At 70.2% G+C, this 23,839-nt stretch carries 23 protein-coding genes; 13 read left to right on the top strand and 10 right to left on the bottom strand.

Translation table 11 applies throughout. The annotated features are described in order from the left end of the window. Positions 1-282 precede the first annotated feature (282 nt). The 4 genes from AFR_RS32975 to AFR_RS32960 all read right to left on the bottom strand — a co-directional run bounded on the left by AFR_RS32975 (position 283) and on the right by AFR_RS32960 (position 3,823). Complete coding sequence (locus AFR_RS32975; RefSeq protein WP_084298217.1) at positions 283-1,119, bottom strand: alpha/beta fold hydrolase; 837 nt, start codon at positions 1,117-1,119, stop codon at positions 283-285. A 121-nt stretch (positions 1,120-1,240) separates the two neighbouring features. Beyond that, complete coding sequence (locus AFR_RS32970) at positions 1,241-1,363, bottom strand: ribosomal protein bL36 (protein WP_015624451.1); 123 nt, start codon at positions 1,361-1,363, stop codon at positions 1,241-1,243. A gap of 53 nt (positions 1,364-1,416) precedes the next feature. Beyond that, a complete protein-coding gene (locus AFR_RS32965; protein WP_041843036.1) occupies positions 1,417-3,066 on the bottom strand; it encodes a purine-cytosine permease family protein in 1,650 nt (549 codons plus the stop codon). A gap of 88 nt (positions 3,067-3,154) precedes the next feature. After that, positions 3,155-3,823, bottom strand: coding sequence for a DUF2238 domain-containing protein (locus AFR_RS32960; RefSeq protein WP_238547165.1), 669 nt, complete (start codon positions 3,821-3,823; stop codon positions 3,155-3,157). 106 nt (positions 3,824-3,929) lie between these two features. Between AFR_RS32960 and AFR_RS32955 the strand changes: the two genes are divergently transcribed. Then, the gene (locus tag AFR_RS32955) at positions 3,930-4,358 is read left to right on the top strand and encodes a hypothetical protein (RefSeq protein WP_023561156.1); all 429 of its coding nucleotides are present in this window, start codon (positions 3,930-3,932) and stop codon (positions 4,356-4,358) included. Next, positions 4,355-5,071: a hypothetical protein gene (locus tag AFR_RS32950; RefSeq protein ID WP_023561155.1), complete on the top strand. Its 717-nt coding sequence runs from the start codon at positions 4,355-4,357 to the stop codon at positions 5,069-5,071. The genes AFR_RS32955 and AFR_RS32950 overlap by 4 nt, the downstream gene beginning before the upstream one ends. A 78-nt stretch (positions 5,072-5,149) precedes the next feature. Here the strand turns inward: AFR_RS32950 and AFR_RS32945 are convergent, their stop codons facing one another. From AFR_RS32945 to AFR_RS32920, 6 genes are read right to left on the bottom strand one after another with little or no spacing between them, the layout of a single operon-like run. Beyond that, on the bottom strand, positions 5,150-5,464 hold the full coding sequence (locus tag AFR_RS32945; protein WP_023561154.1) for a hypothetical protein: 315 nt from the start codon (positions 5,462-5,464) through the stop codon (positions 5,150-5,152). Positions 5,465-5,492: 28 nt separating this feature from the next. Further along, positions 5,493-5,957, bottom strand: coding sequence for an NADPH-dependent FMN reductase (locus tag AFR_RS32940; RefSeq protein WP_023561153.1), 465 nt, complete (start codon positions 5,955-5,957; stop codon positions 5,493-5,495). Continuing rightward, positions 5,954-7,015 (bottom strand): LLM class flavin-dependent oxidoreductase, encoded by a 1,062-nt coding sequence (locus AFR_RS32935; protein WP_023561152.1) that lies wholly within the window; start codon positions 7,013-7,015, stop codon positions 5,954-5,956. The genes AFR_RS32940 and AFR_RS32935 overlap by 4 nt, the downstream gene beginning before the upstream one ends. Further along, on the bottom strand, positions 7,016-7,531 hold the full coding sequence (locus tag AFR_RS32930) for a flavin reductase family protein (protein WP_023561151.1): 516 nt from the start codon (positions 7,529-7,531) through the stop codon (positions 7,016-7,018). It lies immediately after the preceding gene. A 10-nt stretch (positions 7,532-7,541) separates the two neighbouring features. Beyond that, a complete protein-coding gene (locus AFR_RS32925) occupies positions 7,542-8,642 on the bottom strand; it encodes an LLM class flavin-dependent oxidoreductase (RefSeq protein ID WP_023561150.1) in 1,101 nt (366 codons plus the stop codon). Then, positions 8,639-9,805, bottom strand: a complete 1,167-nt coding sequence (locus tag AFR_RS32920) for an acyl-CoA dehydrogenase family protein (RefSeq protein WP_041841322.1) — start codon at positions 9,803-9,805, stop codon at positions 8,639-8,641. Before AFR_RS32920 ends, AFR_RS32925 begins: the two co-directional genes overlap by 4 nt. A 111-nt stretch (positions 9,806-9,916) precedes the next feature. Between AFR_RS32920 and AFR_RS32915 the strand changes: the two genes are divergently transcribed. The 11 genes from AFR_RS32915 to AFR_RS32865 all read left to right on the top strand — a co-directional run bounded on the left by AFR_RS32915 (position 9,917) and on the right by AFR_RS32865 (position 23,817). Then, positions 9,917-10,768, top strand: coding sequence for an ABC transporter permease subunit (locus AFR_RS32915; RefSeq protein ID WP_084298215.1), 852 nt, complete (start codon positions 9,917-9,919; stop codon positions 10,766-10,768). Then, entirely contained in the window at positions 10,765-11,724 is a 960-nt protein-coding gene (locus AFR_RS32910; protein ID WP_041841321.1) for an aliphatic sulfonate ABC transporter substrate-binding protein, read from the top strand. Before AFR_RS32915 ends, AFR_RS32910 begins: the two co-directional genes overlap by 4 nt. Continuing rightward, positions 11,721-12,431, top strand: a complete 711-nt coding sequence (locus AFR_RS32905; RefSeq protein WP_023561146.1) for an ABC transporter ATP-binding protein — start codon at positions 11,721-11,723, stop codon at positions 12,429-12,431. Before AFR_RS32910 ends, AFR_RS32905 begins: the two co-directional genes overlap by 4 nt. Further along, entirely contained in the window at positions 12,428-14,635 is a 2,208-nt protein-coding gene (locus AFR_RS32900; protein WP_023561145.1) for a molybdopterin-dependent oxidoreductase, read from the top strand. Before AFR_RS32905 ends, AFR_RS32900 begins: the two co-directional genes overlap by 4 nt. After that, the gene (locus AFR_RS32895) at positions 14,632-15,048 is read left to right on the top strand and encodes a cupin domain-containing protein (protein WP_023561144.1); all 417 of its coding nucleotides are present in this window, start codon (positions 14,632-14,634) and stop codon (positions 15,046-15,048) included. The genes AFR_RS32900 and AFR_RS32895 overlap by 4 nt, the downstream gene beginning before the upstream one ends. Positions 15,049-15,060: 12 nt before the next feature. Beyond that, positions 15,061-16,155, top strand: coding sequence for an LLM class flavin-dependent oxidoreductase (locus AFR_RS32890; RefSeq protein WP_023561143.1), 1,095 nt, complete (start codon positions 15,061-15,063; stop codon positions 16,153-16,155). A gap of 359 nt (positions 16,156-16,514) precedes the next feature. Beyond that, positions 16,515-17,084 (top strand): winged helix-turn-helix domain-containing protein, encoded by a 570-nt coding sequence (locus AFR_RS32885; RefSeq protein ID WP_023561142.1) that lies wholly within the window; start codon positions 16,515-16,517, stop codon positions 17,082-17,084. Positions 17,085-18,898: 1,814 nt separating this feature from the next. Continuing rightward, positions 18,899-20,155 carry an FAD/NAD(P)-binding protein gene (locus AFR_RS32880; protein WP_041841320.1) on the top strand — a complete coding sequence of 419 codons (1,257 nt, stop codon included), beginning with the start codon at positions 18,899-18,901 and terminating at the stop codon, positions 20,153-20,155. A 179-nt stretch (positions 20,156-20,334) separates the two neighbouring features. Continuing rightward, positions 20,335-21,378 (top strand): S1 family peptidase, encoded by a 1,044-nt coding sequence (locus AFR_RS32875; RefSeq protein ID WP_023561140.1) that lies wholly within the window; start codon positions 20,335-20,337, stop codon positions 21,376-21,378. Positions 21,379-21,475: 97 nt separating this feature from the next. Then, positions 21,476-22,648: a cytochrome P450 gene (locus tag AFR_RS32870; protein WP_023561139.1), complete on the top strand. Its 1,173-nt coding sequence runs from the start codon at positions 21,476-21,478 to the stop codon at positions 22,646-22,648. Between the two features lie 185 nt (positions 22,649-22,833). Beyond that, positions 22,834-23,817 carry a protein kinase family protein gene (locus tag AFR_RS32865; protein ID WP_023561138.1) on the top strand — a complete coding sequence of 328 codons (984 nt, stop codon included), beginning with the start codon at positions 22,834-22,836 and terminating at the stop codon, positions 23,815-23,817. The last annotated feature ends 22 nt before the right edge of the window (positions 23,818-23,839 follow it).

The raw sequence follows: 23,839 nt of genomic DNA, 5'->3' as shown, positions 1-23,839 counted from the left end.
CTTGGCCAGCCCGGCTTGGCCAGCCCGACTTGCCCGGCCCGGCTTCCGCCCGGCCCGGCTTGCGCTGCCCGGCTTGCCCGGCCCGGCCTGCCCTGCCCGGCCTGCCCTGCCCGGCTTGCTCGGCCGGGCTTCCGCCCGGCCCGGCCTCGGTCAGCCAGGCTTCACGCCCAGCCCATCTTTCGCGCAGCTCAGCCGCTCCAACCGACCGCGACCTCGGCGACCAGTCGGCCGCGAGCAGCGCCGGGTCGTTCCAGCCGTGCGGCCGGTGACGGCTCGGTGGGCTCAGAGTCCCTGGGTGGTGAGCCAGTCCTCGACGCCGGCGACCACTTTTTCCGGGGCGCGGCGGGCCCACAGGAAGTGGTCCGGGACGGCTTCGATGGTGGTGCGGCTGACCTGGGCGGGCAGGCGGCCGGCGAGGTGGTCGACCGCCGCGCGGGGGATCATGCGGTCGCCGGCGATGCCCACGAGGAGGGCCGGGACGGGCAGGGTGCTCAGCGCGGCTTCGTAGTCGGTGTAGTCGCCGCGGAGGCGGTAGCGGCCGGTGCGGGCCTCGTAGCCCCAGTCGTTCATGAGGGTGCGCGGCTGGCGGCCCGCGAAGCCGAGGCGGTGGCCCGGCCAGTAGCCGAGGGAGCAGGTGACCGCGCCGACGAAGCGGATGCCGGCGGCGCGGCTGGCCCGGCCGAGTCTGGTGCGGCGGGCGGCGGGTGAGCTCGTGCCGGTGGCGAGGGCGACGACGGCGTCCGCGCGTACCGTGCCGGCGGCTCCGGAGAGGAGCGCGAGCTGACCGCCCAGGCTGTGGCCGACGAGGACGATCCGGTCGGCGGCGGCGACGGCGGGGTCCGCGAAGATCGCGGGGAGGTCCTCGCGGAGGAGGTGGGCGTACCCGAACGAGTCGCGTCGCAGGTCGGAGACGGGGCTCTGGGGCATGCCGCGCAGTTCGACGCCGACGACGTGTCGGCCGCGGGCGACCCAGGCCTCGAACAGCGGGCGGTAGTAGGCCAGCGGGACCCCGAGTGCGGGCAGGAAGACGATCGTGGCGGATTGTCCGGGTGTGCCGTATTCCTCGACCGTGAGGGTCAGGCCGTCGGTCGACGCGACCGGATGCACGCGAGGGGTCATCGCGCCATTGTGCGACACCGGAAAGACCGTGCCAACAGTAAGAAAGGCAAGAACGAGAAAGACCGGGAACCCGTGGCGGCGGGTCCCCGGCCTTGCTGTCTTCTACGTTATCGCGCCGGCGTCAGCCCTGTCGGCCGTTCCAGCGGGGGTTCTTGCGATTGATGACGACCATCCGGCCCCGGCGGCGGGTGACCACCGAACCCGGCTTGCTCTTCAGCGACCGCAGCGAGTTACGCACCTTCATGATGACCTCCTGCTGCTCCTAACAGCGACCACCTCCGCCGCATTCCGGGAGGGTCAGACCTGGCTGGGCAGTACGTGGTCGGCGACCTTGTCGGTGCTCAGGCACAGCGAGCACACGTGCGCGTCGTGGGTCTGGCATGCCGCCATGTCGGGGCGTTCGTACTGCTGACGGCACACGTGGCAGGTCAGGACCTCGCCCGACGGGTTGCCGTGTTCGTCGTACATGGGGAGGTCGATGCCGTCGTCGGTGCGGCGCAGGTAGTACTTGCCTTTCGTGGCGATCGCGATGATCGGCGGGAGGATCAGGGCGAGGCCGATCGCGACCAGCGGGGAGTACGGCCGGATGGTCTCGCCCAGGCCGCCGAAGAAGACGACGATCGAGACGCCGGCCGCGATGATCATCGAGCCGAAGCCGACCGGGTTGATGTCGTAGAGCATGCCGCGGCGGAACTCCGGCTTCAGCGGGGACAGCTTCAGCAGGTACTTGTTGAAGACGATGTCGGACGCCACGACGACGACCCAGGCCATGCCGCAGTTGGCGTAGAAGCCGAGGATCGTGTTGAGGAAGTCGAACATGTTGGCTTCCATCAGGATCAGCGCGATCGCCAGGTTCACACCCAGGAAGACCAGCCGCCCCGGGTAGTGCTTGGTGATCCGGGTGTACGAGTTGGTCCAGGCCAGCGACCCCGAGTACGCGTTCGTGACGTTGATCTTGATCTGGCTGATGACCACCAGGATGACCGCGAGGGTCATGGCGATCCAGCCCGGCATGATGTCGCGGTAGATCTCCAGGAACTGGTGGACCGGCTGGTTCGCGACCGCGGCGCCGTCCGCGACCGTCGCGATGATGTAGACGGCCAGGAACAGGCCGATCGCCTGCTTGAGTGCGCCGAAGATGACCCAGCCCGGTCCGGCCAGGATCATCGCCGTCCACCACTTGCGGGAGTTCTCCGGCGTACGCGGAGGCATGAACCGCAGGTAGTCGATCTGCTCGGCGATCTGGGCGATGAGGGAGAGGCAGACGCCGGCCGCCAGCATGATCGAGCCGAGGTTGGTCGCGCCGTTGCCGTCCTCACCGCGGTAGGAGAAGAACGCGTCGATCGATTCGGGGTGGCTGACCAGCAGATAGGCGAACGGCAGCACCATCAGCACGAGCCACAGCGGGGTTGTCCACACCTGCAGAGTGGACAGGACCTTCATGCCGTAGATGACCAGCGGGAAGATGATCACTGTCGACAGGGCGTAGCCGAGCCACAGGGGTATGTGCAGGCCCAGATTCAGGCCCTGGGCCATGATCGAGCCTTCGAGGGCGAAGAAGATGAAGGTGAACGTCGCGAAGATGACGTTCGTGACGACCGAGCCGTAGTAGCCGAAGCCGCTGCCTCGCGTGATCAGGTCGAGGTCGATGTTGTAGCGCGCCGCGTAGTACGCCAGCGGGAAGCCGGTCAGGAAGACCACGACGGCAAAGACGCCGATGCCCCACAGCGCGTTGGTCGTGCCGTACGAGATGCCGATGTTGGCGCCGATGGCGAAGTCCGCGAGGTAGGCGATGCCACCCAGCGCCGAGACCGCCACCACGCCGGTCGACCATTTGCGGTAACTGCGCGGCGCGAACCGCAGCGTGTAGTCCTCGAGGGTCTCGTGTGTCGCCGCCCGTACGTCGGCGTCGGGCGACACGTGCTCCGGGGTCATTTCCTGCGTCATGGCCACCACCTGGCTCGCCGGGGTGCCGCCGCGCCCGGGGGAGCGGACGTGACGGCGGTGTGGATGCCGTCAACGTAGGAACGCCGTGTTACGTATCGATGACCGTTGGTGGTCTGATTCGGTCCGTGACCGCCGGGCCGGAGCGCCGGCGCAGCAGCAGGACCGCGATCGTGACGGCGAGCACGGCGCCGCCGGTCGCGAGGGCCATGTCCTTGTGGGCGTCCCACATGTCACCCTGCTGGCCGTTGTAGGCCTCGGCCGCGCCGGGCGCCAGCGTCATCGCGATCGCCCATTCGAAGAGCTCGTAGACGGCGCTCGTCGACAGGACCAGCTCAACCGCGGTCGGCGCCGCCCACCGGACGCGCAGGCCGGCGTCGAGCAGCCGGCGGAACAGCACCGGACCGAAACACAACCCGTAGCTCAGGTGGACCAGGCGGTCGAAGTGGTTGCGTTCCCAGCCGAGGACCTCGGAGAGCCGCATCCCGAAGAGCGCCTGCGTCCAGTCGTCGTAGGGCACGAACGAGTAGATCCACCGTGCCGCCACCGAATGCAGGGTCAAGAAAATCAAGATCAGCAGGAACGAGCTGTACGGGAGCAGCCGCCGTCGCTGCACGAGCACCAGCGCAATCACCCCGGCCACGGTCAACGAGTGGTGCAGTGCCTGCTCGACCGGATAGATGGGCCGCCACCACGTGGCCCCGAGCACCAGCACAAAAACACCGAGCGTCCACCGGTACGCAGCAGGAAACGTGGGCACGGGGCGCACTCTAGGCCCAACCGTCCACCCCGGAGTTCGAGGCTTCACAGCGAAAAGTGTCGCCCCGGGGTTGACAGTAACCCCCGGGGTGACACATCCTTGTCCCATGAGCAGTCAACCCGGGGGTGACACGAGCTGGGACCGGGTCCTGGCCCACCGCACGCCCGACACCAGAGATTCGATCCGTGAGCGGTTCGAGTCGGCCGGCGTCACTGCGGAGCAGGTGTGGTCGGCCCTCTCCAACGGTGGCGACGAGTTGTTCGCGGCGGCCACGAGTGGAGCCGGTGACTGGGCCGAGCCGTTCGGTGGCCCGCTTCCCGTCGCCCTGATCGCAGCCGAGGTCAGTGCCCTGACCGCACACCTGACCTCACGGGCCTCTGCCGTCCGGGCGCTGGCCGTCGAGGCGCTCCTCGACGAGTTCAGCGCGGTGACGGTCGCCGGCCGGCTCGGCGTCTCGCGCCAGAAGGTCTACGACATCGCCCGCCCCAACCCGACCAGTTCCTTTGTCGACCACGCGCCCTGGAGGCTGTCGTGAATCTCCTGGAAGAGGCCCCGAACGTCATGGAAGAGATCGTCGACCTCCCGGACCCCGAGAAGCAGTTCCTGGTCCACCCGCTCGACCTGCCCGAGGCCCGCGTCCAGTTCCGCAACGGCTGGCTCGTCGGCGCCGCGACCAGCATCCCCGTGGCCGCGCTGGCGGCCGCCATCATCGGCTACCTCGGGCAGACGGTCGTGGGCCCGCTCATCGCCTTCCTGGCTCTGAGCATCTTCGGCGCGATGGCGAGCCGCTGGGCGACGGACCGGGCCTGGGACTACGTGCCGCGCAAGCGGCAGGACCGCAACCGGCCGCTGCCCCGGTCCTGGGAGCTCGGGTCGTCCGCGATCCTGGCTCTGGTGCTCGGTGTCGCCCTGCTGCTGATCGTCTTCCGGCTCGACGACAGCGACGTGCCGCTGGACTTCCGGTCGTACACGTTCGGGATGTGCGCGGTGGCCGCGCTGCTGGTCGTGGCCGATGCCGTGGTCGGTCTGTTCCGGCCGGCCGGTCGCCGTCGGGCCCTGGCGAGCCTGCCGGGTGTGGCGGTCGTCGCGGTCGCGGCGGTCCTGGCCTACCTCGCCTGGTTCGACGGCAACGCGGACGGCGGCCTGCTCTTCTGGGGCGCGGTGACCATGGCCGGCGCCGCTGTCCTCGTCGGCGCCGCCAAGCTCTGGGACCGCCGCCGGGTGACAGTCAACGAGCAGGCCGAGTGACGATCACCGCGCGAGCCCGGCGAGCCGGATAGATCAATTCGAGGGCCGCCGGATCCGGCGGCCCTCGAAGCTCGCTCTTCAGCGCCCGTACCGCGCCGCGATCGCGTCGACGGCGTTCTTGGCCTCGAGCAGACTCGACCCGGTCTCGGTGCGGAAGACGCGGATCGCCTCGATGCGCTTGTCCTCCTGAACCAGCCGCACGACGTCCGGGAACTCGCGCTCCCGGACGGTGATGCCGTGGTGGGCGATGATCGAGTCCAGCTTGTGCTCGATCGCGGTCAGGCGGTTCGCCGTCCGCAGCTGTTCCCGGCGCGAGTTCGACGACGAGGCCAGGGCCAGCAGGAAGAGACCGACCAGCAGCACGGCGAGCGCCACGGTCACGAGGATGTCCATGCCGGTCATCGTGCCAAGCCGCCGCCAATCACCCGCCGTGCGCTGCGGCGTACTTCTCCGCTATCGCCGCCGACTCGGGCAGGTCGGCCTCCACGACCGGCAGCGCGGGCGCGACGTCGGCGCCGAGCTCACCGAGAAGCTGGGCCAGCAGGGCTGCCGCGGCGGCGGCCTGGGGTGCCACTCCGGCGGTGACCACCGGCACGGCACGCTTGCCCGCCAGGGCGTTGGCGGGCAGCTGGTCGAGCAGCACCTTGAGCACCCCGGTGTAGCTGCCCTTATAGGTGGGCGTGGCCACCACGAGCACGTCGGCCTCCCGGACAGCCGTCACCGCGGCGGCGGTTGCGGGGTCGTCCGGCGTCAGCAACCCGGTGCCCAGCGCCCCGACCTCGATGACCGTGGACGCGCCACCGAGCGCCGAACCGACGGCCGCCGCCAGCGTCGACGTCCGCGACCCGGCCCGCGGATTGCCCGATACGACAACGATTCCGCTCATGCAGCTGCTCCCAGTTTCAGTAGGGGAAGGACGCCCTCGCCGAAGCGGTAGGCCTCCTCCAGGTGCGGTTGTCCCGACAGGATGAAGTGGTCGATGCCGAGCGCGTGATATTCGGCGATGCGATCCGCGACCTCGGCGTGACTGCCGACCAGCGCCGTTCCGGCACCGGGCCTGACCAGCCCGAAACCGGCCCACAGGTTGGGCGAGACCTCCAGCGAGTCGCCGCCCGTCAGCTCGGCCATCCGTCGCTGTCCCTCCGATTCGGTACGCGCAAAGCGTTCCCTTGCCGCCTCGACAGCCTGCGGCGGCACCCGGTCGAGCAGCGCACGGGCCGCCGCCCACGCCTCGGCGGCGGTGTCCCGGGTGATCACGTGGAGTCTGATGCCGTACGTGAGGGGCCGGTCGGTGAGTGCGCGGACGGCAGCGAGCTTGGCCGAGACGGCATCGGGTGGTTCTCCCCACGTCAGGTACGTGTCCGCGTGTGCGGCCGCGACCCGCAGCGCCGGCGGTGACGAGCCGCCGAAGAAGATCGGGGGCACCGGGTCCGGTGTCAGCCGCGTGGTTGCGCCCTCGATCCGGTAGTGCTCGCCGGTGAAGTCGAACGGCTCGCCGGACCATGCACCCCGCAGCACCTGCAGGAACTCCGCGGTGCGGGCGTACCGCTGGTCGTGGTCGAGCCAGTCGCCGAAGCGGCGCTGCTCGGTGGACTCGCCGCCGGTGACGACGTTGAGGAGCAGCCGCCCGCCGGAGATCCGCTGGTAGGTCGACGCCATCTGCGCGGCGAGCGTCGGGCTGACCAGCCCGGGCCGGAACGCGACCAGGAACTTCAGCGTCGACGTCTCGGCGAGCAGCGCGGCCGTGGTGATCCACGCGTCCTCGCAGAACGTGCCCGTGGGCGTGAGCATGCCGGTGAAGCCGAGCCGTTCGGCCGCGCGGGCGAGGATCGCCAGGTACCCGAGGTCGGGTGGCCGCTCGGTGACCACGGTGGCGGCGGCCTGCCCGCCGCTGGTGATGCCGTGGCTGTCGCCGGCGGTGGGCAGGAACCAGTGGATCTGCATCTACGCCGACCGCTGGAGGTGGGCGTACGTGCCGTCGTGGTAGACGAGCGGTGTGACGGTGGTGTCCGCGTGATGCTCGCCGAGCTCCGGGGTCGCCAGCACGATGGTGTGGTCGCCGGCCTCGACGTGCTGGGCCACCTTGCACACGATGGTGGCAAGCACTCCCTCGAGCAGTGGCACACCGTCGGGGCCCGGCCGCCAGGCGCCGTGGGCGGCGAACCGGTCGATGCCGCGTGTCGCGAACGTCCGCGCCACGTGTTCCTGTTCCTGGGTCAGGACGTGCACGGCGATAGTGCTCGCGGCCTGCACCGCGGGCCAGGCCGACGCGGACTTGGCCAGGCAGAAGGAGACCAGCGGCGGGTCGAGCGACACCGAGGTGAACGAGGTGGCGGTGAAACCCGCGGGTGGCTCACCCGGGGCGGTGATCACGACGACTGCCGCGGCGTGGCGGCGCAGCAGCGCCCGGAAGAGGTCGGCGTCCACGGCACGGTCCTGGTGGAGAGGGGTGACGGTCATCGGTGATCCCCTAAGCGGCGACGAGGGAACGGTGGCTGAGCTCCTGCTTGACGAGAGGAAGAAGGTGGCGGCCGTAGTCGACGGCGTCGTCGACCGGGTCGTAACCGCGGATCAGGATCGTGGTCACGCCGATATCGACGTAATCGAGCAGGGCCTGCGCGACGGTCTCGGGCGAGCCGACCAGGGCGGTCGAGTTGCCCTGGGCGCCGCTGGCCTTGGCCGTGGCGGTCCACAGTGCCCGGTCGTGCCGGTCGCTCCTGGCCGCGGCGGCGAGGAGACGCTGTGAGCCGACGTTCTCCGGGCTGGGCCCGCCCAGCACGCGCGTCTTGTCACCGGTGAAGGAACCCTTGCCGCCCTTGCTCTCCTCGATCGTCGCGAGGATGCGTTCGGCGCGTTCCCAGGCCAGTGCGTCGGTCGCGGCGAGGATCGGCCGGAACGAGACGCTGATGCCGAGCGGGTCGCGCCCGGCCGCGGCGGCCGACGCCTGCACCTTCGCGATCTGCTCGGCGGTCTCCTTCAGCGGCTCACCCCAGAGCGCGTAGACGTCCGCGACGGCGCCGCCCGCCCGGTAGGCCGCTTCGGACGAGCCGCCGAAATACAGCGGGATGCGGTGCGCGGGCTGGGCCAGCAGCGAGAAGTCCTCGAACTTGTAGAACCGGCCGTCGTGCGAGAACGGTTCCGGTGACGTCCAGGCCCGGCGCAGGACCGACAGATATTCCTCGGTACGCGCATAGCGGTCGTCCTTGCCGAGGTAGTCCCCGTCGCGCCGCTGCTCGGCATCCGAACCACCGGTGATGGTGTGCACGGCCACCCGCCCGCCGGACAGCTGATCGAGCGTGGCGAAGGTGCGCGCGGCCGTGGTCGGCGCGACAAACCCCGGCCGGTGCGCGATCAGCAGACCCAGCTGTGACGTGTGCGCCGCGGCGTACGCCGCCACCTGCGTCCCGTCCGGGGTGGACGAGCCGTAACCGATCAGGACCCGGTCGAAGCCGGCCTCCTCGTGCACCCGGCTGAACCGCCGCACGTACTCGAGGTCGATGGGAGGCCCGGAGGGCGCTCGGGTCTCGGACACGTCGCGCGTGCCGATCATGCCGACGAACTCGACGGTCATCGGGGGTTCCTTTCCAGCAGGGTGCGTCCGGCGGAGGCGAGGACCACGTCGTCCTGGGGGGTGTGGATGCGCCCGCAGAGCACGTCACGCAGGTGACGTTCCAGCGGGTTGTGGCGGGTCAGCCCGGCGTTGCCGATGAGGGCGACGGCGCGTTGCACGCTGTCGATCGCGGCGTTGGTGGCCACGGACTTGGCGATGTTCGGCTGCGCAGGGTCGAGCACGGCACCCCGGTCGACGGCGAGCGCGGTGGTCTCGACCAGGCTCGTCGCGGCGAGCAGCTGCGCGGCGATGACACCGACCTCGTTCTGAAATCGGGGGAGCGAGGCGAGGGGCTTGCCCAGGTTGGTCGGCACACGGTCCTGCAGATAGCCGACGAGCCAGTCGCGGGCGGCCCGTGCGACGCCGAGGTAGATCGCGGCGATGCCGAGGGCGTTCCAGGCGCGCAGCCCGCCGGGGTCGGCGCCCGGTGGTCCCGGCGCGGCCAGGTCCAGCGTCGCCCCGGCCGGCACCTTCACGCGGTCGAAGGTCACGTCGTCGCTGCGGGAGGCCCGCAGTCCGAGGTGGTCCCAGGTGCGTTCGACCGTGATGCCGGGCGAGTCCGTCCGCACCAGGAACGCTCCGGTGCGTACGGGATCCTCGTCGGTCCGGGCCCAGACCTGCATCCAGCGCAGGCCGGTCGCGCCGGTCGAGAAGATCTTGTGGCCGGTGAGCTCCCAGCCGTCGGTGGTGCGCCGGGCCGTGGTGGCCGGCAGACCACCGCGGGCCGGCGTGCCGAGGTCGGGCTCGACCCGCAACGCGTTGATGAGGGTCGGCCGCCGCGCCGACTCGGCCAGCACCTCGGCGTAGACATCGGCGGGCCAGGAGGCCGCGGCGGCGTGGGCGAAGAGTGTCATCGCGCTGATCAGGGCGACCGACGGGTCACCCTGGCCGAGGGCCGTCAGCGTGCGGACCGTGTCGTGCAGACCACCGCCCGGACCGCCGTGCCGGGTGCCCACAGTGAGCGTGAGAAGACCCGCTGTGTGCACGATGGCCAGGCCCTTCTCCGGCAGGTCGGCGGTGCGGTCGTGCTCCTCGGCGTGCTCCGCAAGGGCCGCGGTCACGTCCACCAGTTGGGAAAGTTGTGGTTTCGGCAGAGCTGGGGCATCCGCAGCGGGGGTGGGCATGAGCCCTACCGTGCCTCTCTTGCTGGGCAGGTGTCAACGGCGATCCCATATCCTAGTAAACCTATGGGGTTCAGTTGACATGGAGAACTTCGGTCGACCAGAGTCACGGCCATGTCCACTCCCACCATCGCCGCCGCGGTCAGCCCTCCGGCGGCGGAAGCGAGCGCACCCGCGGCAGTCGTGCCGCACCGTCGAGGGCTGCCGTACAGGGTGATCTCCTGGGCTGTGCCGTTGCTCCTGCTCGTCACGTGGGAGCTGCTGGCTCGGGCCGGTGTCATCGCCCCCGACGTCCTGCCGGCGCCGAGCTCGGTCGGCGAGACCGCGTGGCGGCTGACGCAGACCGGCGAGCTGCCCACCCACCTCTGGGAGAGCCTCAAGCGCGCCGCGATCGGCCTGGCCATCGGCGGCAGCATCGGTCTGGTGCTGGGCACGCTGACCGGGTTCTCCCGGCTGGCCGAGGCCATCGTGGACCGCAACATCCAGATCGTCCGGGCGATCCCCTTCCTGGCGATCCTGCCCCTGGTCATGGTCTGGTTCGGCGTCGGTGAGAGCGGCCGCTACTTCCTCGTGGCGCTGGGCACGCTCTTCCCGATCTACCTCAACACCGTGCTCGGCATCCGCCAGGTCGACCCGAAACTGCTGGAGATGGGCCGCGTCATCGGCCTGCCGAAACTGCGGCTCGTCCGCACGGTGATCCTGCCCGGCGCGCTGCCGTCCGTGCTGCTCGGCGTGCGGCTCGCCCTGACCAACGCCTGGCTCGCCCTGGTCATCGCCGAGACCGTCGGAGCGCCCGCCGGCATCGGCTTCATGGCCACCAACGCCCGTGAGTTCCTGCAGACCGACGTGATCGTGCTGGTGATCGTCCTGTACGCGCTCATCGGTCTGAGCACCGACCTGATCGCCCGGGCCCTGGAGCGCCGTCTCCTGGCCTGGCACCCCAATTACACCGGAGGTACCAAGTGACCCTGTCCCGCCGTTCTCTGCTGGGAGCCGCACTCGCTCTACCCGTGCTCGCGGCTTGCGGCGACACCGCGGCGGAGGCGAACGGGCGCAAGAAGGTGCGCCTGACCTACGGCCCGATCTCCGTGCCGAAGACCCGGGGTGTTTTCGAGAAGACCCTCAACGACCAGGGCATCGACGTCGAGTGGGTGGGGCCGTTCCCGAACCACGCACCGACCCTGCAGGCCGTCGCCACCGACACGGCCGACTTCAGTTTCGGCGGCAGCTCCACCCCGGCCGACCAGGCCCTCCTGTCGGGCAACAGGCTGAAGTACGTCGCGTGGGCGACGGCCACACCGCGCCTCTCGTCGATCCTCGTGCTGCCGGACTCCGGCATCAATTCGGTCAAGGACCTGGCCGGCAAGAACGTCGCCGTCAACAAGGCCGGCCTGGGCGAGTTCCTGCTCGTCGCCGCGCTCGAGAAGTACGGCGTTCCGCGTGACTCGGTGACTTTCACCTATCTGAACCCGCCGGACGCCGCACCGGCCTTCGGCAGCGGCAAGGTGGACGCGTGGGGCATCTGGTCCGGCCCGATGGAGCTCGCCGAGGTCCAGTACGGCGCGAAGCGGCTCTTCACCGACGGCGACGAGCTCGACAAGCAGATCGACTTCAGCACGTACCTCGTCCGCGAGGACTACGCGAAGAAGGAGGCGGACACCATTCGTAAGGTCATCGCCGCGTACAAGGCCGAGGCCGACTGGGTCAACACCAACCAGGCCGAGGCCCAGAAGATCGGCAACGAGGTCTCGAAGTACCCACAGGCCGTGGTCGACAAGCTGGTGGCGCAGAACGTCCAGACCACCTGGAGCCTGATCACCGACGACGGCATCGCCCAGCTCCAGGCGGGCGCCGACTGGCTCAGCGACCGCAAGGTCCTCAGCGGCAAGATCAATATCGCCGACCACGCGGTGAAGCTGTGACCACGGCGGTCGAGGCGCCGGCCGTCCGCGCACGGACGATCACCCGCCGGTACGCCGACCGCACCGTCCTGCACGAGCTCGACCTCGAGATCCGGCGCGGCGAGTTCGTGGCGCTGATCGGCAAGAGCGGGTGCGGCAAGACGACGCTGCTGCGTACCCTCGCGGGGTTGGACCGGCTCGACGGCGGTGACCTGACCGTGCCGTCGTCGTCCACCGTGGTCTTCCAGGAGCACCGCCTCCTGCCCTGGGAGAAGGTGTGGCGCAACGTCGCCCTCAACCTGCCCCGCGCGACGGCCCGGTCGCGGGCGCAGTCAGCGCTGGAGGAGGTCGGCCTCGGTGACCACGCCGACGTCTGGCCGGTCACGCTCTCCGGCGGCGAGGCGCAACGGGTGGCGCTGGCCCGGGCGCTGGTCCGCGAGCCGGAGCTGCTGCTGCTCGACGAGCCGTTCGCCGCGCTGGACGCCCTCACCCGCATCCGGATGCACGGCCTGGTCCGGGACCTGATCGCCCGTCACCGGCCGGCCGTGCTGCTGGTCACCCACGACGTCGACGAGGCGATCCTGCTCGCCGACCGGGTGCTGACCATGCGCGACGGCCGGATCGCCGCCGACCACCCCGTGACGGGCCCGGCCCGGCACCGCGGCGACCCGGCGTTCGTGAGCCTGCGCGCCGAACTGCTCTCCGAGCTGGGTGTGGTCGAGCAGTGACCACGACCAGCAGCTCGCACTGGGGAGCCTTCCGGGTCTCCGGGACCGGCACGGCCTTGCAGGTCACGCCGCGTCCCGGTGATCCGGACCCGTCGCCGCTGCTGGGCAATCTGGCCGGCGCGCACCGGCACCGCTCCCGGGTCGCCCGCCCGGCGCTGCGGCGTCCCCGTGCCGGCCGTGGTTACGACTCGTTCGAGGAGGTCTCCTGGGACACCGCCCTCGATCATGTCGCGGCCGAGCTGTCCCGCGTCCGCGAGCAGCACGGCGACTCCGCCATCTTCGGCGGCTCGTACGGCTGGGCCAGCGCCGGGCGTTTCCACCACGCGCAGTCGCAGTTGCACCGCTTCCTCGCGCTCGGCGGCGGCTACACGGCCTCCCGCAACAGCTACAGCCTCGGCGCCTCCCTGGTCGCGTTGCCCCACCTCGTCGGCCGGCGCGGTGCGCACGCTGTCATCCGCGAAGGCACCGACTGGCCGGTGATCGCCGGGCACACCGACCTGATCGTGGCGTTCGGCGGGATCCGGACGGCCAACACGTACGTGACGCCGGGCGGCCGGGCCGTGCACGACTTCCGCGGGCACCTGCGGGCCGCCACTGCGCGCGGCCTGCGGGTCGCCTCGGTCTCACCGCTGCGGGACGACCTGTCCCCGGAGCTCGCCGGTGACTGGCTGGCGATCCGGCCCGGCACCGACGTCGCCGTGATGTTCGCGCTGGCCCACCAGCTCGCCGCCGACGGACACGCCGACCTGGCCTTCCTCGACCGGTTCACGGTCGGCGGCGACCGCTTCCTGGCCGACGTCAAGGACAGGACACCGGCCTGGGCGGCCGGCGTCTCGGGTCTGAGCGAACAGTCCATCGTCGATCTGGCCCGGCGGATGGCCGCCGGCCGCACGCTGGTCACCGTGAGCTGGTCACTGCAACGCACCCCGTACGGCGAGCAGCCGCTCTGGGCCGGTCTGGCGCTGGCGGCGGTGCTCGGTCAGATCGGGCTGCCCGGTGGCGGCTTCGGCCACGGGTACGGGTCGATGGGTGACGTCGGCGGTGGCGCCCTGCCGTACGGCCTGCCGACGTTTCCGCAGGTCCGCAACCCGGTCGCCGACTTCATCCCGTGTGCGCGGGTGGCCGACCTGCTGCTGCACCCCGGCACGGAGTTCGACTACGACGGCGAGCGGTACACCTATCCGGACACGCGGCTCGTCTACTGGGCCGGAGGCAATCCGTTCCACCACCACCAGGACCTGTCGCGGCTGCGGCGGGCGTTCGCGCGGCCGGAGACGGTGATCGTGCACGAGCCGTACTGGACGGCGACCGCGCGGCACGCCGACGTGGTGCTGCCCGTGACCACCACCCTCGAACGCGACGACCTCGGCGCCGGCCGGGGCGACACCCACCTCATCGCGATGCAGCGCGCCGACGAGCCGTACGCCCAGGCCCGCGACGAGTACGACATCTTCGCCGGCCTGGCCGCCCGTCTCGGATACCACGACGCCTTCACCGAAGGACGCACGTCGGGGGAGTGGGTGCGGCACCTCTACGAGGGCTGGCGGGTGGACCGCGGACTGCCCGGCTTCGACGACTTCTGGTCGGCCGGTGAGGTCGTGCTACCGGGCCGCCGGGAAAACACCGTGCTGTTCGAGGACTTCCGCGCCGGCCGCCCGCTGGACACCCCGAGCGGCCGGATCGAGCTGTCGTCGGCCACCGTGGCGGGCTTCGGCTACGAGGAGTGCCCCGGTCATCCGGTGTTCCACGAGCCGGCGCTGTCCGCGTACCCGCTGGTGTTGATCTGCAATCAACCCGGCACGCGCCTGCACTCCCAGCAGGACATGGGCGGGGTTTCCCGGGCGAGCAAGGTGCACGACCGCGAGCCGCTGCGCCTGCACCCGGCCGACGCGGCGGCGCGGGGGATAACCGACGGCGACGTGGCCCGGGTCTTCAACAACCTCGGCAGCCTGCTCGCCGGTGTACGCCTGACCGACGCGTGCGCGCCCGGCGTCGCGCAGCTGTCGACCGGCGCGTGGTTCGACCCGTCGGCGCCCGACGTCGCGACCTGCGTGCACGGCAACCCCAACGTGCTCACCGAGGACCTCGGCACCTCGCGTCTGGCGCAGGGCTGCACCGGGCAGCACGCCCGCGTGGAGATCACCCGTCACGACGGCCCGCTTCCCGCCATCCGCGCCTTCGACCCGCCCTTGGAGAACCAGTGACCGACGAGTTCCACCAGAAGCTGCACCACATCGCGCCGCTCGGGCTGTCCGGTGACACCGCGCAGACGAAGGGCATGACCCGCATCGAGGCGATCAGCGGCAAGACGGTCGGCAGCAAGGACCTGTGGATGGGCGAGACGCACGTCTCCGCGGCCACGGCCAGCGATAACCACCACCACGGCGAGTCTGAGACAGCCATCTACATCGTCCGCGGCAACCCGGTCTTCGTCTTCTACGACGCCGAGAAGGACGAGGAGACGCGGCTCGAGACCAAACCCGGCGACTACATCTTCGTCCCGCCGTGGGTGCCGCACCGCGAGGAGAACCCCGACCCCGACAACGAGGCGGTCGTTGTGATCGCCCGCACCACGCAGGAGGCCATCGTCGTCAACCTGCCGTCTCTCAAGTCCTGAAAGGGAAACGTCATGCCTGTCGACTTCATCGGTCTCATCGCCACCCAGGACGGCTCCGAGAGCACACCCGCCACGGGCCCGCTGGTCAACCGCGACTACACGGCGCGCATCGCCCGCGCGCACGAGGACTCCGGCTTCGACCAGGTGCTGATCGGGTACAGCTCGGCCTACCCGGACGGCGCGCAGGTCGCCGCGTACGCCGCCGCACACACCTCGTCGCTGAAATTCCTGGTCGCGCACCGCCCCGGCTTCGTGGCGCCGACCCTGGCCGCCCGCACGTTCGCCTCCCTGGACCACTTCACCGGCGGCCGGACAACCCTCAACATCATCACCGGCGGCCACGACACCGAGCAGCGCCGCGACGGCGACTACCTGAGCAAGGACGACAGGTACGCCCGCACCGACGAATACCTGACGATCCTGCGCCGGGCCTGGACGTCAACGGCACCGTTCTCGCACGAGGGCCGCTTCTACAAGTTCGACGACTTCGTCTCCCAGGTACGCCCGGTCGACGGAACCATCCCGCTGTACTTCTCAGGGTCGTCGCCGGCGGCGTACAGGACAGGTGTAAAGCACGCGGACGTCTACATGTTCTGGGGTGAGCCGCTCGCGCAGACCGCCGAACAGATCGCGTCGGTCCGTGCCGCCGCAGCCGCCGCCGGCCGCCCCGTCCCGCGTTTTTCGGTGTCGTTCCGCCCCATTCTCGGAGCGACCGACGACCTCGCCTGGGAACGCGCACACGCCATTCTCGGCCGGATCGGCTCGGTCACCGCCCCGCGCTTCTTCCGCAACCGCGACAAGGACAACCCGGCCAACGTCGGCTCCCAGCGCCTGCTCGCCGCCGCAGCCACCCAGGACCGCCACGACCGCGCACTGTGGACCGCCACCGCCAAGGCCAGCGGCGCCGCCGGCAACTCCACCGCCCTGGTCGGCACGCCCGAGACCGTCGCGCAGGCCCTGCTCGACTACCACGAGCTGGGGGTAACGACGTTCCTGATCCGCGGCTACGACCCGCTCGACGACACCATCGACTACGGCCGCGAGTTGATCCCCACCGTCCGCACCGAGATCGCCCGCCGCGACGCCGCCGACCTGGTGACCGCCTGAATTGATCGCCCAAATGTGCGCGCCGTCACCTTTCCCGGTGGCGGCGCGCTGTTATTTTATTTGTGCGGGAAAACACTCCCGCATCATGGATTTGTTTTGACCCGTGCGACCCGCACCGCAAGAATGGTGGACATGCAGTTGCGCGACGTACGCCTCACGTCCCGCCTCGCCATCGATCTCCTCCGATGCGCGAGCGCCCGCTGTCGTAGCTGCTGATCCATCGGTGCCCCGCGTGCGGTGACCGCGGTACCTTTCGGGCGCAGAAATGCGTCTATAAACCTATCCCACACATGGGAAAAGTATTGTTCAGGCGCCGACCGGGACCCGGCCGGTGGCCACACCCTCCGTAAGGGGAAATCATGTCCGTTCTCGCCGATCTTCTCGAGGCCCGCCCCGTCACCGCCCGGCCCGTGCCCCTCCGTCGCGGCCCCGGCCGCCCCCGCGGCACCCGCCTGCGCAGCATCACAACCCCCACCACCTCGGTCACCGTCACGATCACCCTCGGCGACCCCGGGTCGGAAGAGGGCGCGCGGGTGTTGGCCGCGCTGCGTGACCTGGTCGTGGCCGCCGGCCCGGACGCCAACATCGACCTGACACCCCTCGACCCGCGCCCGTCTCCCGGGCCTGGCGTGGCAGGCCTCCGCCTCGATCCGCGCCCGCGTACGGCTACTTTCGACGGACGCCCGCTGGACCTTAGTCGCCTCGAATACGAGTTGCTGCTGTTTCTCGCCCAGCACCCGCGGCAGGTGTTCAGCCGTAGTCAGCTGCTCGGTCACGTTTGGGGCCACACGCACACCACAGTGCGGACGGTTGACGTGCATGTGAGCCGGCTGCGGACCAAGCTCGGCAACCCCGACATCGTCACCACGGTCTACGGCGTCGGCTACCGCCTCGCCGACGACACAAGCATCACGGTCGCCGACGCCTGACCTTGCGGGGGATTTGCGGCTGATCCGTGTCGCGGCCCGCCCGGGTCCGCATGTGCATGGGGCTCAAGCGGTGACCGGGGACGGCCCGTTGGATGTCCTGGCCATCGGATCGCGCCGGCCCAACATCCGCGCGGCCGGGCCAACCCGGGCTCGCGCTAGACCGACTTACTTGATGTTGGGCGAGTGCGGGCTGGGGAAAGGCCCAACTTACTTGATGTCGGGTGAATCGGGGCTTGCGGTAGGCCGGACTTCCTTGATGTTGGGCGAGTGCGGGCTGGCGGTGGGCCCGACTTCCTTGATATCGGGCCCACCCAGGCCTCCAGTAGGCCCGACTTCCCTTGATGTTGGCGAGTGCGGCTGGTGGAAGGCCTGACATTCCTGGTGCTGGGCGGTAGGTCCGATTTCCTTGGTGTTGGGTGAGTGCGGGCTTGGGTGGGCCCGACTTCCTTGATGTCGGTCCTACGTGGGCCTTCGGTAGGCCCGACTTCCTTGGTGTTGGGTGAGTGCGGGCTTGGGTAGGCCCGACTTCCTTGATGTCGGTCCTACGTGGGCCTTCGGTAGGCCCGACTTCCTTGGTGTTGGGTGAGTGCGGGCTTGGGTAGGCCCGACTTCCTTGATGTCGGTCCTACGTGGGCCTTCGGTAGGCCCGACTTCCTTGGTGTTGGGTGAGTGCGGGCTTGGGTAGGCCCGACTTCCCTGATGTCGGTCCTACGTGGGCCTCTGGTAGGCCCGACATCCCTGGTGTTGAGCGAGCGCGGGCTTGCGGTAGGCCCGACTTCCTTGATGTTGGGGGAGCGGGATCACCTCGGCGTTACCGGGCAGGGCCCGGATCTGCGGGAGGGTGCGGCGCAGCTCGGTCGGCGAGTGCAGCCTGCGGTAGGCCCGACCTCCTTGGTGCCGGGCGAACCTGGGCTCACGGTAAGCCCGACATCCCTGATGTCGGGCCAACCCAGGCCGGCTGTGCCCGGGCCCGTGTCGGGTCCGCGACCGGTTCTGGTCCGCGCTGCCCCGCGCTTGGTCCTTGCTCGGGTTCGCGACAGGCTGCGTCTGGGCCCGCTCGCGCGCGGGGCTCCGCGAGGCGCGCGCCGGCTCCACCGGACACGCACCCCGCCCAGGTGCTCGCGGGCCCGCCTCTGGTCCCAGCCCGGTCCGCGCAGGGACTGTCGGTTCGCGCCCGACGCCGGCCTGCGCTGAGTCTGCGCTGGTCCCTGTTCGGGCCTGCGCCAAGTCCGCGCTGGTCTGTGCTCGGTCCTGCGCCGAGGCCGCTCTGGTCCCTGCTCAGGCTCGCCGCCAAGTCCACGTCGGTCTCTGCTTGGGCGTGCCCCAAGTCCGCGCTGGTCTGTGCTCGGTCCTGCGCCGAGGCCGCGCTGGTCCCTGCTCAGGCTCGCCACCAAGTCCACGTCGGTCTCTGCTTGGGCGTGCCCCAAGTCCGCGCTGGTCTGTGCTCGGTCCTGCGCCGAGGCCGCGCTGGTCTCTGCTTGGGCGTGCCCCCAAGTCCGCGCCGGTCTCCGCTCGGGCGTGCCCCCAAGTCCGCGCCGGTCTCCGCTCGGGCGTGCCCCCAAGTCCGCGCCGGTCCCCGCTCGGGCGTGCCCCAAGGCCACGCCGGTCACCGCTCGGGCCTGCCCCAAGCCCGCGCCGGTCCCCGCTCAGCTCTGCGTCGGCCCGGCGCCTGGTCTACCGATTTTCTGCGCGCGAGGACCCGATGCGCCGTCATCCTTGCGGGTATTCCGGCGGCAACCGCGTTTTGCTGCGGCGCGCCCCTGGTGCGTAAAACCTCTTTTGCCTATCGTGTTGATAGGAGATGAGGGGGCGTCATGGCGCGTGCGGTGGTAGTGGTCGGGGGAGGGTGCTCCGGGGTTCTGGTGGCTCGGGAGCTCTTGCGATGTAGTGACGACGATGTCGTGCTGGTCGAGCCGGGTGTGCCCGGTGGTGGTGTCGCCTACGGCACTGCACAACCCTGGCACCTGCTCAACTCCCGGGCCGGTGCGATGAGTGCCGATCCCGACGACCCGGATCACTTCGTCCGTTGGGCCGGCACGACACCGGCGGCGTTCCGTCCGCGCGAAGAATACGGCCGCTACCTGCGTGATGTCCTCGACGAGGCGGCACGGGAGCACCCCGGGCGGCTGCAGTTGCGCCGGGCACGAGCAGCAGCGATCACCCCGGACGGCACGGTTGCGCTGGACGACGGTTCGGCTGTCACAGCCGATCATGTTGTGCTGGCCACCGGGGGTCCGGCGTCCGCGCGGCAGGCCATTGTTCATCCGCACTACGTGAACGATCCCTGGCGGCCGGGTGTGCTCGAGGCGCTGCCCGCTGACCGGCCCGTGCTGCTCATCGGCACCGGCCTCACCGCTGTCGACGTGGCGCTGACCTTGGCGGCCGACGGCACCCGGACCGCCCCGATCGTCGCGGTCAGCCGGAGGGGACTGCTGCCGCTGACCCACACCACAACCGCGGCGCCGCCGGCCGTGCCGTCGCTCGACGACTGTGCCACCTTGCGGGATGTTGTGCGGGCTGTCCGCCACGCGGCCGGTGAGGCGGGGGACTGGAGGGCGATCGTTGACGGGCTCCGGCCGTACCTGGATGAGCTTTGGACTGCGCTGACCCCCGGTGAGCAGGATGCGTTTCTGCGGCATCTGGCCCGGCCGTGGGAGTGTCACCGGCACCGGATGGCGCCGCCGGTTGCCGCCCGGGTTGCGGAGTTGCGGGCCGACGGCCGGCTGGAGATCCGGGCGGGCGGAGTGGCGGCGTGGCCGGGGCTCGCGGACTACGCGGCCGTGATCAACTGCGCGGGGCCGGGGCGGCTTCCGGGTGCGGCCGGGCCGCTTGTCGGCGGGTTGCTCGCGGCCGGGCTGGCGCGGGTCGGGCCGCATGGTCTCGGTCTCGACATCGATCCGGCGGGCCGGCTGATCGGCGCGGGCGGGCAGGTGCAGGAGCGGCTCTGGCTGATCGGTCCGCTGCGCCGTGGGGCCCGCTGGGAGACGACCGCGGTGCCCGAGATCCGGGCTCAGGCGCGGCGCCTCGTCACCGATCTGAGCGCCGGCGTGCCCGTCGCGGCCGCGGCCTGACATCCCGAATCAGTGATAGCCCAATGCTATGACGACGGTATATCAGCAGCTCAGGAGCGGTTTGTGAGCGGCCGGCCGTCCTGAACGAGCCTTGAGTTTATATCGACTTCTCTCGATACTGGCGATGGCACCGGTACTCCGGACCCCCGGCGTACACCCCATCCCCCTGGGAGGAACCTGTGCGTAACCCCGGCTCGAAGCTCGGCCGACCGATCGTCGGTCTGGCCGCCGTCTTGCTTGTAGGCAGCGCGTTCGCGTCACCCGCCTCCGCCGCCCCGAGCGTCGCCTCCGACCCCTCGTTCGCCCCCTCGGCGCTCGCCACCAAGCTGGACTCGCAGTTCGGAACGGCCGCGGCCGGCTCCTACGTCGACTCCGCCGGCAAGCTTGTGGTCAACGTGACCGACGCCGCCACCGCCAAGTCGGTGACCGCGTCCGGCGCGACCCCCCGTTACGTCACCCACAGCGGTGCTGCGCTCGCCGCGGCGGACTCCACGCTGAAGGCGACCCTGAAGACGCCGGGCACGTCGTTCGGTCTCGACCCGGTCAGCAACAAGATCGTGGTCACGGCCGACGAGACGGTCACCGGTGCGAAGCTCTCCGCGGTCAAGGCGATCGTCGCCAAGCTCGGTGACAAGGCCACCTTCGAGTCGGTCTCCGGCACCCTGCGCACCACCATCTCCGGCGGCGACGCGATCTACGCCGGTGGTGGCCGCTGCTCCCTGGGCTTCAACGTCCGCAACAGCGCCGGTACCAACTACTTCCTGACCGCCGGTCACTGCACCAACATCGCCTCGACGTGGACCAACGGCTCCACGACGCTGGGCACCCGCTCCGGCACCAGCTTCCCGGGCAACGACTACGGCATCGTGCGCTACACCAACACGACCATCACCAAGTCGGGTGCGGTCGGCTCCCAGGACATCACCTCCGCCGGCACCCCGGCCGTCGGCGCCACGGTCTACCGCCGCGGCAGCACCACCGGCCTGCGCTCGGGCCGCGTCACCGCCCTCAACAGCACGGTCAACTACGCCGAGGGTTCGGTCTCCGGCCTGATCCGCACGTCGGTCTGCGCCGAGCCCGGCGACAGCGGCGGCTCGCTCTACGCCGGCACCACCGCGCTGGGCCTGACCTCCGGCGGCAGCGGCAACTGCTCCTCCGGCGGCACCACGTACTTCCAGCCGGTCACCGAGGCGCTGAACGTCTACGGCGTGTCGGTCTTCTGATCCATTTCTCCATCGAAGGAAAGGCCTCACCTCCTCGGAGGTGGGGCCTTTCCGCCGTCGAGATGACATGACGCCGTGAAAAGACGAGAATCAATGGATGCCCCCCGCAGAGACCCCCCTCGAATCGCAACGCAAGATCGCCCGCGGTGACCTTTCCCCGGGCTGCCCGGTCCACGCCGGCCCCGACGGCGTCTGGCACGTGCAGGACTTCAGCACCGCCCGCGCGATGCTGCGCAGCACGGAAACCCGCCAGGCCGGATTCGGTGTCGAGCACGCCGTCAAACTAGAGGGCCGCATGCGCATGCCCGTCCTCTACCGGGACGGCCCCGAACACCGGGAGCACCGCCGTCAGACGGCCAAATACTTCACCCCGAAACGGGTCGAAACGGCGTACCGGGCGCTCATGAACCGTCTCGCCGACGAGCAGTGCGCGGTCCTGAAAGCGAAAGGCACCGCCGACCTGTCGCAGTTGTCCTTCCGCCTCGCGGTGGCGGTCGCCGCCGAAGTCATCGGCCTCACGGAAAGTGGTCCCGGTATGGCCCGGCGGCTGGACCGCTTCTTCGAGGAAAAGGACGGCACCCGCCTGGTCCGCAAGTGGAAAGACCTCCGCTCCAACGCCAACATGGGCCTCTTCTACTGGCGGGACGTCCGCCCGGCGATCGCCGCCCGACGCGCCGCACCCAAGGACGACCTGATCAGCCACCTGCTGACCGAAGGCTGCAACAACGGCGAGATCCTCGGCGAATGTGTCACCTTCGCCGCCGCCGGCATGGTCACCACCCGCGAATTCATCACCCTCAGCGCGTGGCATCTCTTCACCGACGACAATCTCCGCCGGTCCTACACCACCGGCGACGACAAGGAGCGCGTGGCGATCCTCCACGAAATTCTGCGCCTCGAACCGGTCGTCGCCAATCTCGCCCGCTGGACCACCGCGGAGATCGAGGCGGGTGACGTCACCATTCCCGCCGGCGCCCGGCTCGACATCGGCGTCGCCGCCGCGAACATGGACCCGGACGCGGTCGGCGCCGACCCGGGCGCGGTCTGCCCCGCCCGCCCGAAAGCCGACGGGGTGGGCGACGCGGGCCTGTCGTTCGGCGACGGACCGCACCGATGCCCGGGCGCCTACATCGCCATTCAGGAGACGGACATCTTCCTGACCAAATTGTTCAGCCTGCCGGGCCTGCGAATGGTCGATCCGCCGAAGGTCGGGATCCGCGCGGAAATCGCCTCCTACGAAATCACCAATCTGAAGATCACCGTCAACTGAAAGATTCTTGACCACGGTGGGCGGGAGTACGGACCGCCGCTCCCGCGGGGACCGGGCGGGAACGACCAATCGCCTGGCGGCTCATGAGCGGCCGCTCCCGCCCTGCCAGGTCCGTGCTTCCCACCCTCACCCCTCCGCATGGAAGGGTTGGCCGGTTGGCAACCGGCGGCGGGGGAGTGGGATCGATGCGGGTGGAACGACATCGGGAGGCCGGTCGCCTGCTCGGTGAGCTGGCGGACGACGCGCTGGCCGAGCTGGTCGACGGGGCGGTGGTGCTCCGGTCCGGGATCGGTGGGCGGACCGCGTTGCTCGACCTCGACGGGATCAAGGTTTTTGTGAAGCGGATCCCGTTGACCGACCTCGAACGGCAACCCCGGCACGTCGGGTCCACCGCGAACCTCTTCGGGTTGCCGACGTTCTACCAGTACGGCGTCGGGTCCACCGGGTTCGGCGCCTGGCGGGAGCTCGCCACCCACGTCAAGACCACGGGGTGGGTGGTCGACGGGGTGTCGGAGCATTTCCCGCTGTTGCACCACTGGCGGGTGCTGCCTGCGACCCCCGTGGCCATGCCGGATTTCGGGGATTGGGACGGCGATCCGGCCGTGCGGCGGCGGGTTGCGGCCATCTCGGAAGCCACCAGCAGCATCGTGCTGTTCCTCGAATATCTGCCGTGGAGTCTGCACGAGTGGCTGCTGATCCGCTTCGACGCCGGCGACGGCGAGCGGGCTGTCACGCTGGCAGATCGGCAGCTGCACGCGGGGACGGAACTCCTGCGTGAGCGCGGCATCGTGCACTTCGACGCGCACCCCGGCAACGTGCTGACCGACGGCGAGCAGCTCTATTTCTCCGACTTCGGGCTGGCGCTCGACCAGGAGTTCGAGCGCACCCCCGCCGAGGCCGCCTTCCAGGAGCTGCACCGGGACTGGGACCGGTACGACGTCGAGCGCTACCTCGTCAACTGGCTGTGCGAGCGGCTCGCCCCCGATGTGGATCGCACCGAGGTGATCCGTAGTGGTGGGGCGGGACTGCCGGAGTTTGCCGCGGCGGTCGTCCGGCGGTACGGGCCGGCCGTGCTGGTGCTCAACGACTTCTACGGGCGGCTGGTGGCCGGACCCAAGACGACACCGTTCCCCCTGGAAGAACTGAAAAGCCCGCCCCGCCACGGGTAGTGGCAGGGCGGGCTATGTCAGC

The sequence above is a fragment of the Amorphoplanes friuliensis DSM 7358 genome (assembly GCF_000494755.1).
Taxonomy (GTDB): Bacteria; Actinomycetota; Actinomycetes; order Mycobacteriales; family Micromonosporaceae; genus Actinoplanes; species Actinoplanes friuliensis.
The sequence above is the reverse complement of the archived record's forward strand: the minus strand, read 5'-3'. Positions and strand labels throughout refer to the sequence as shown.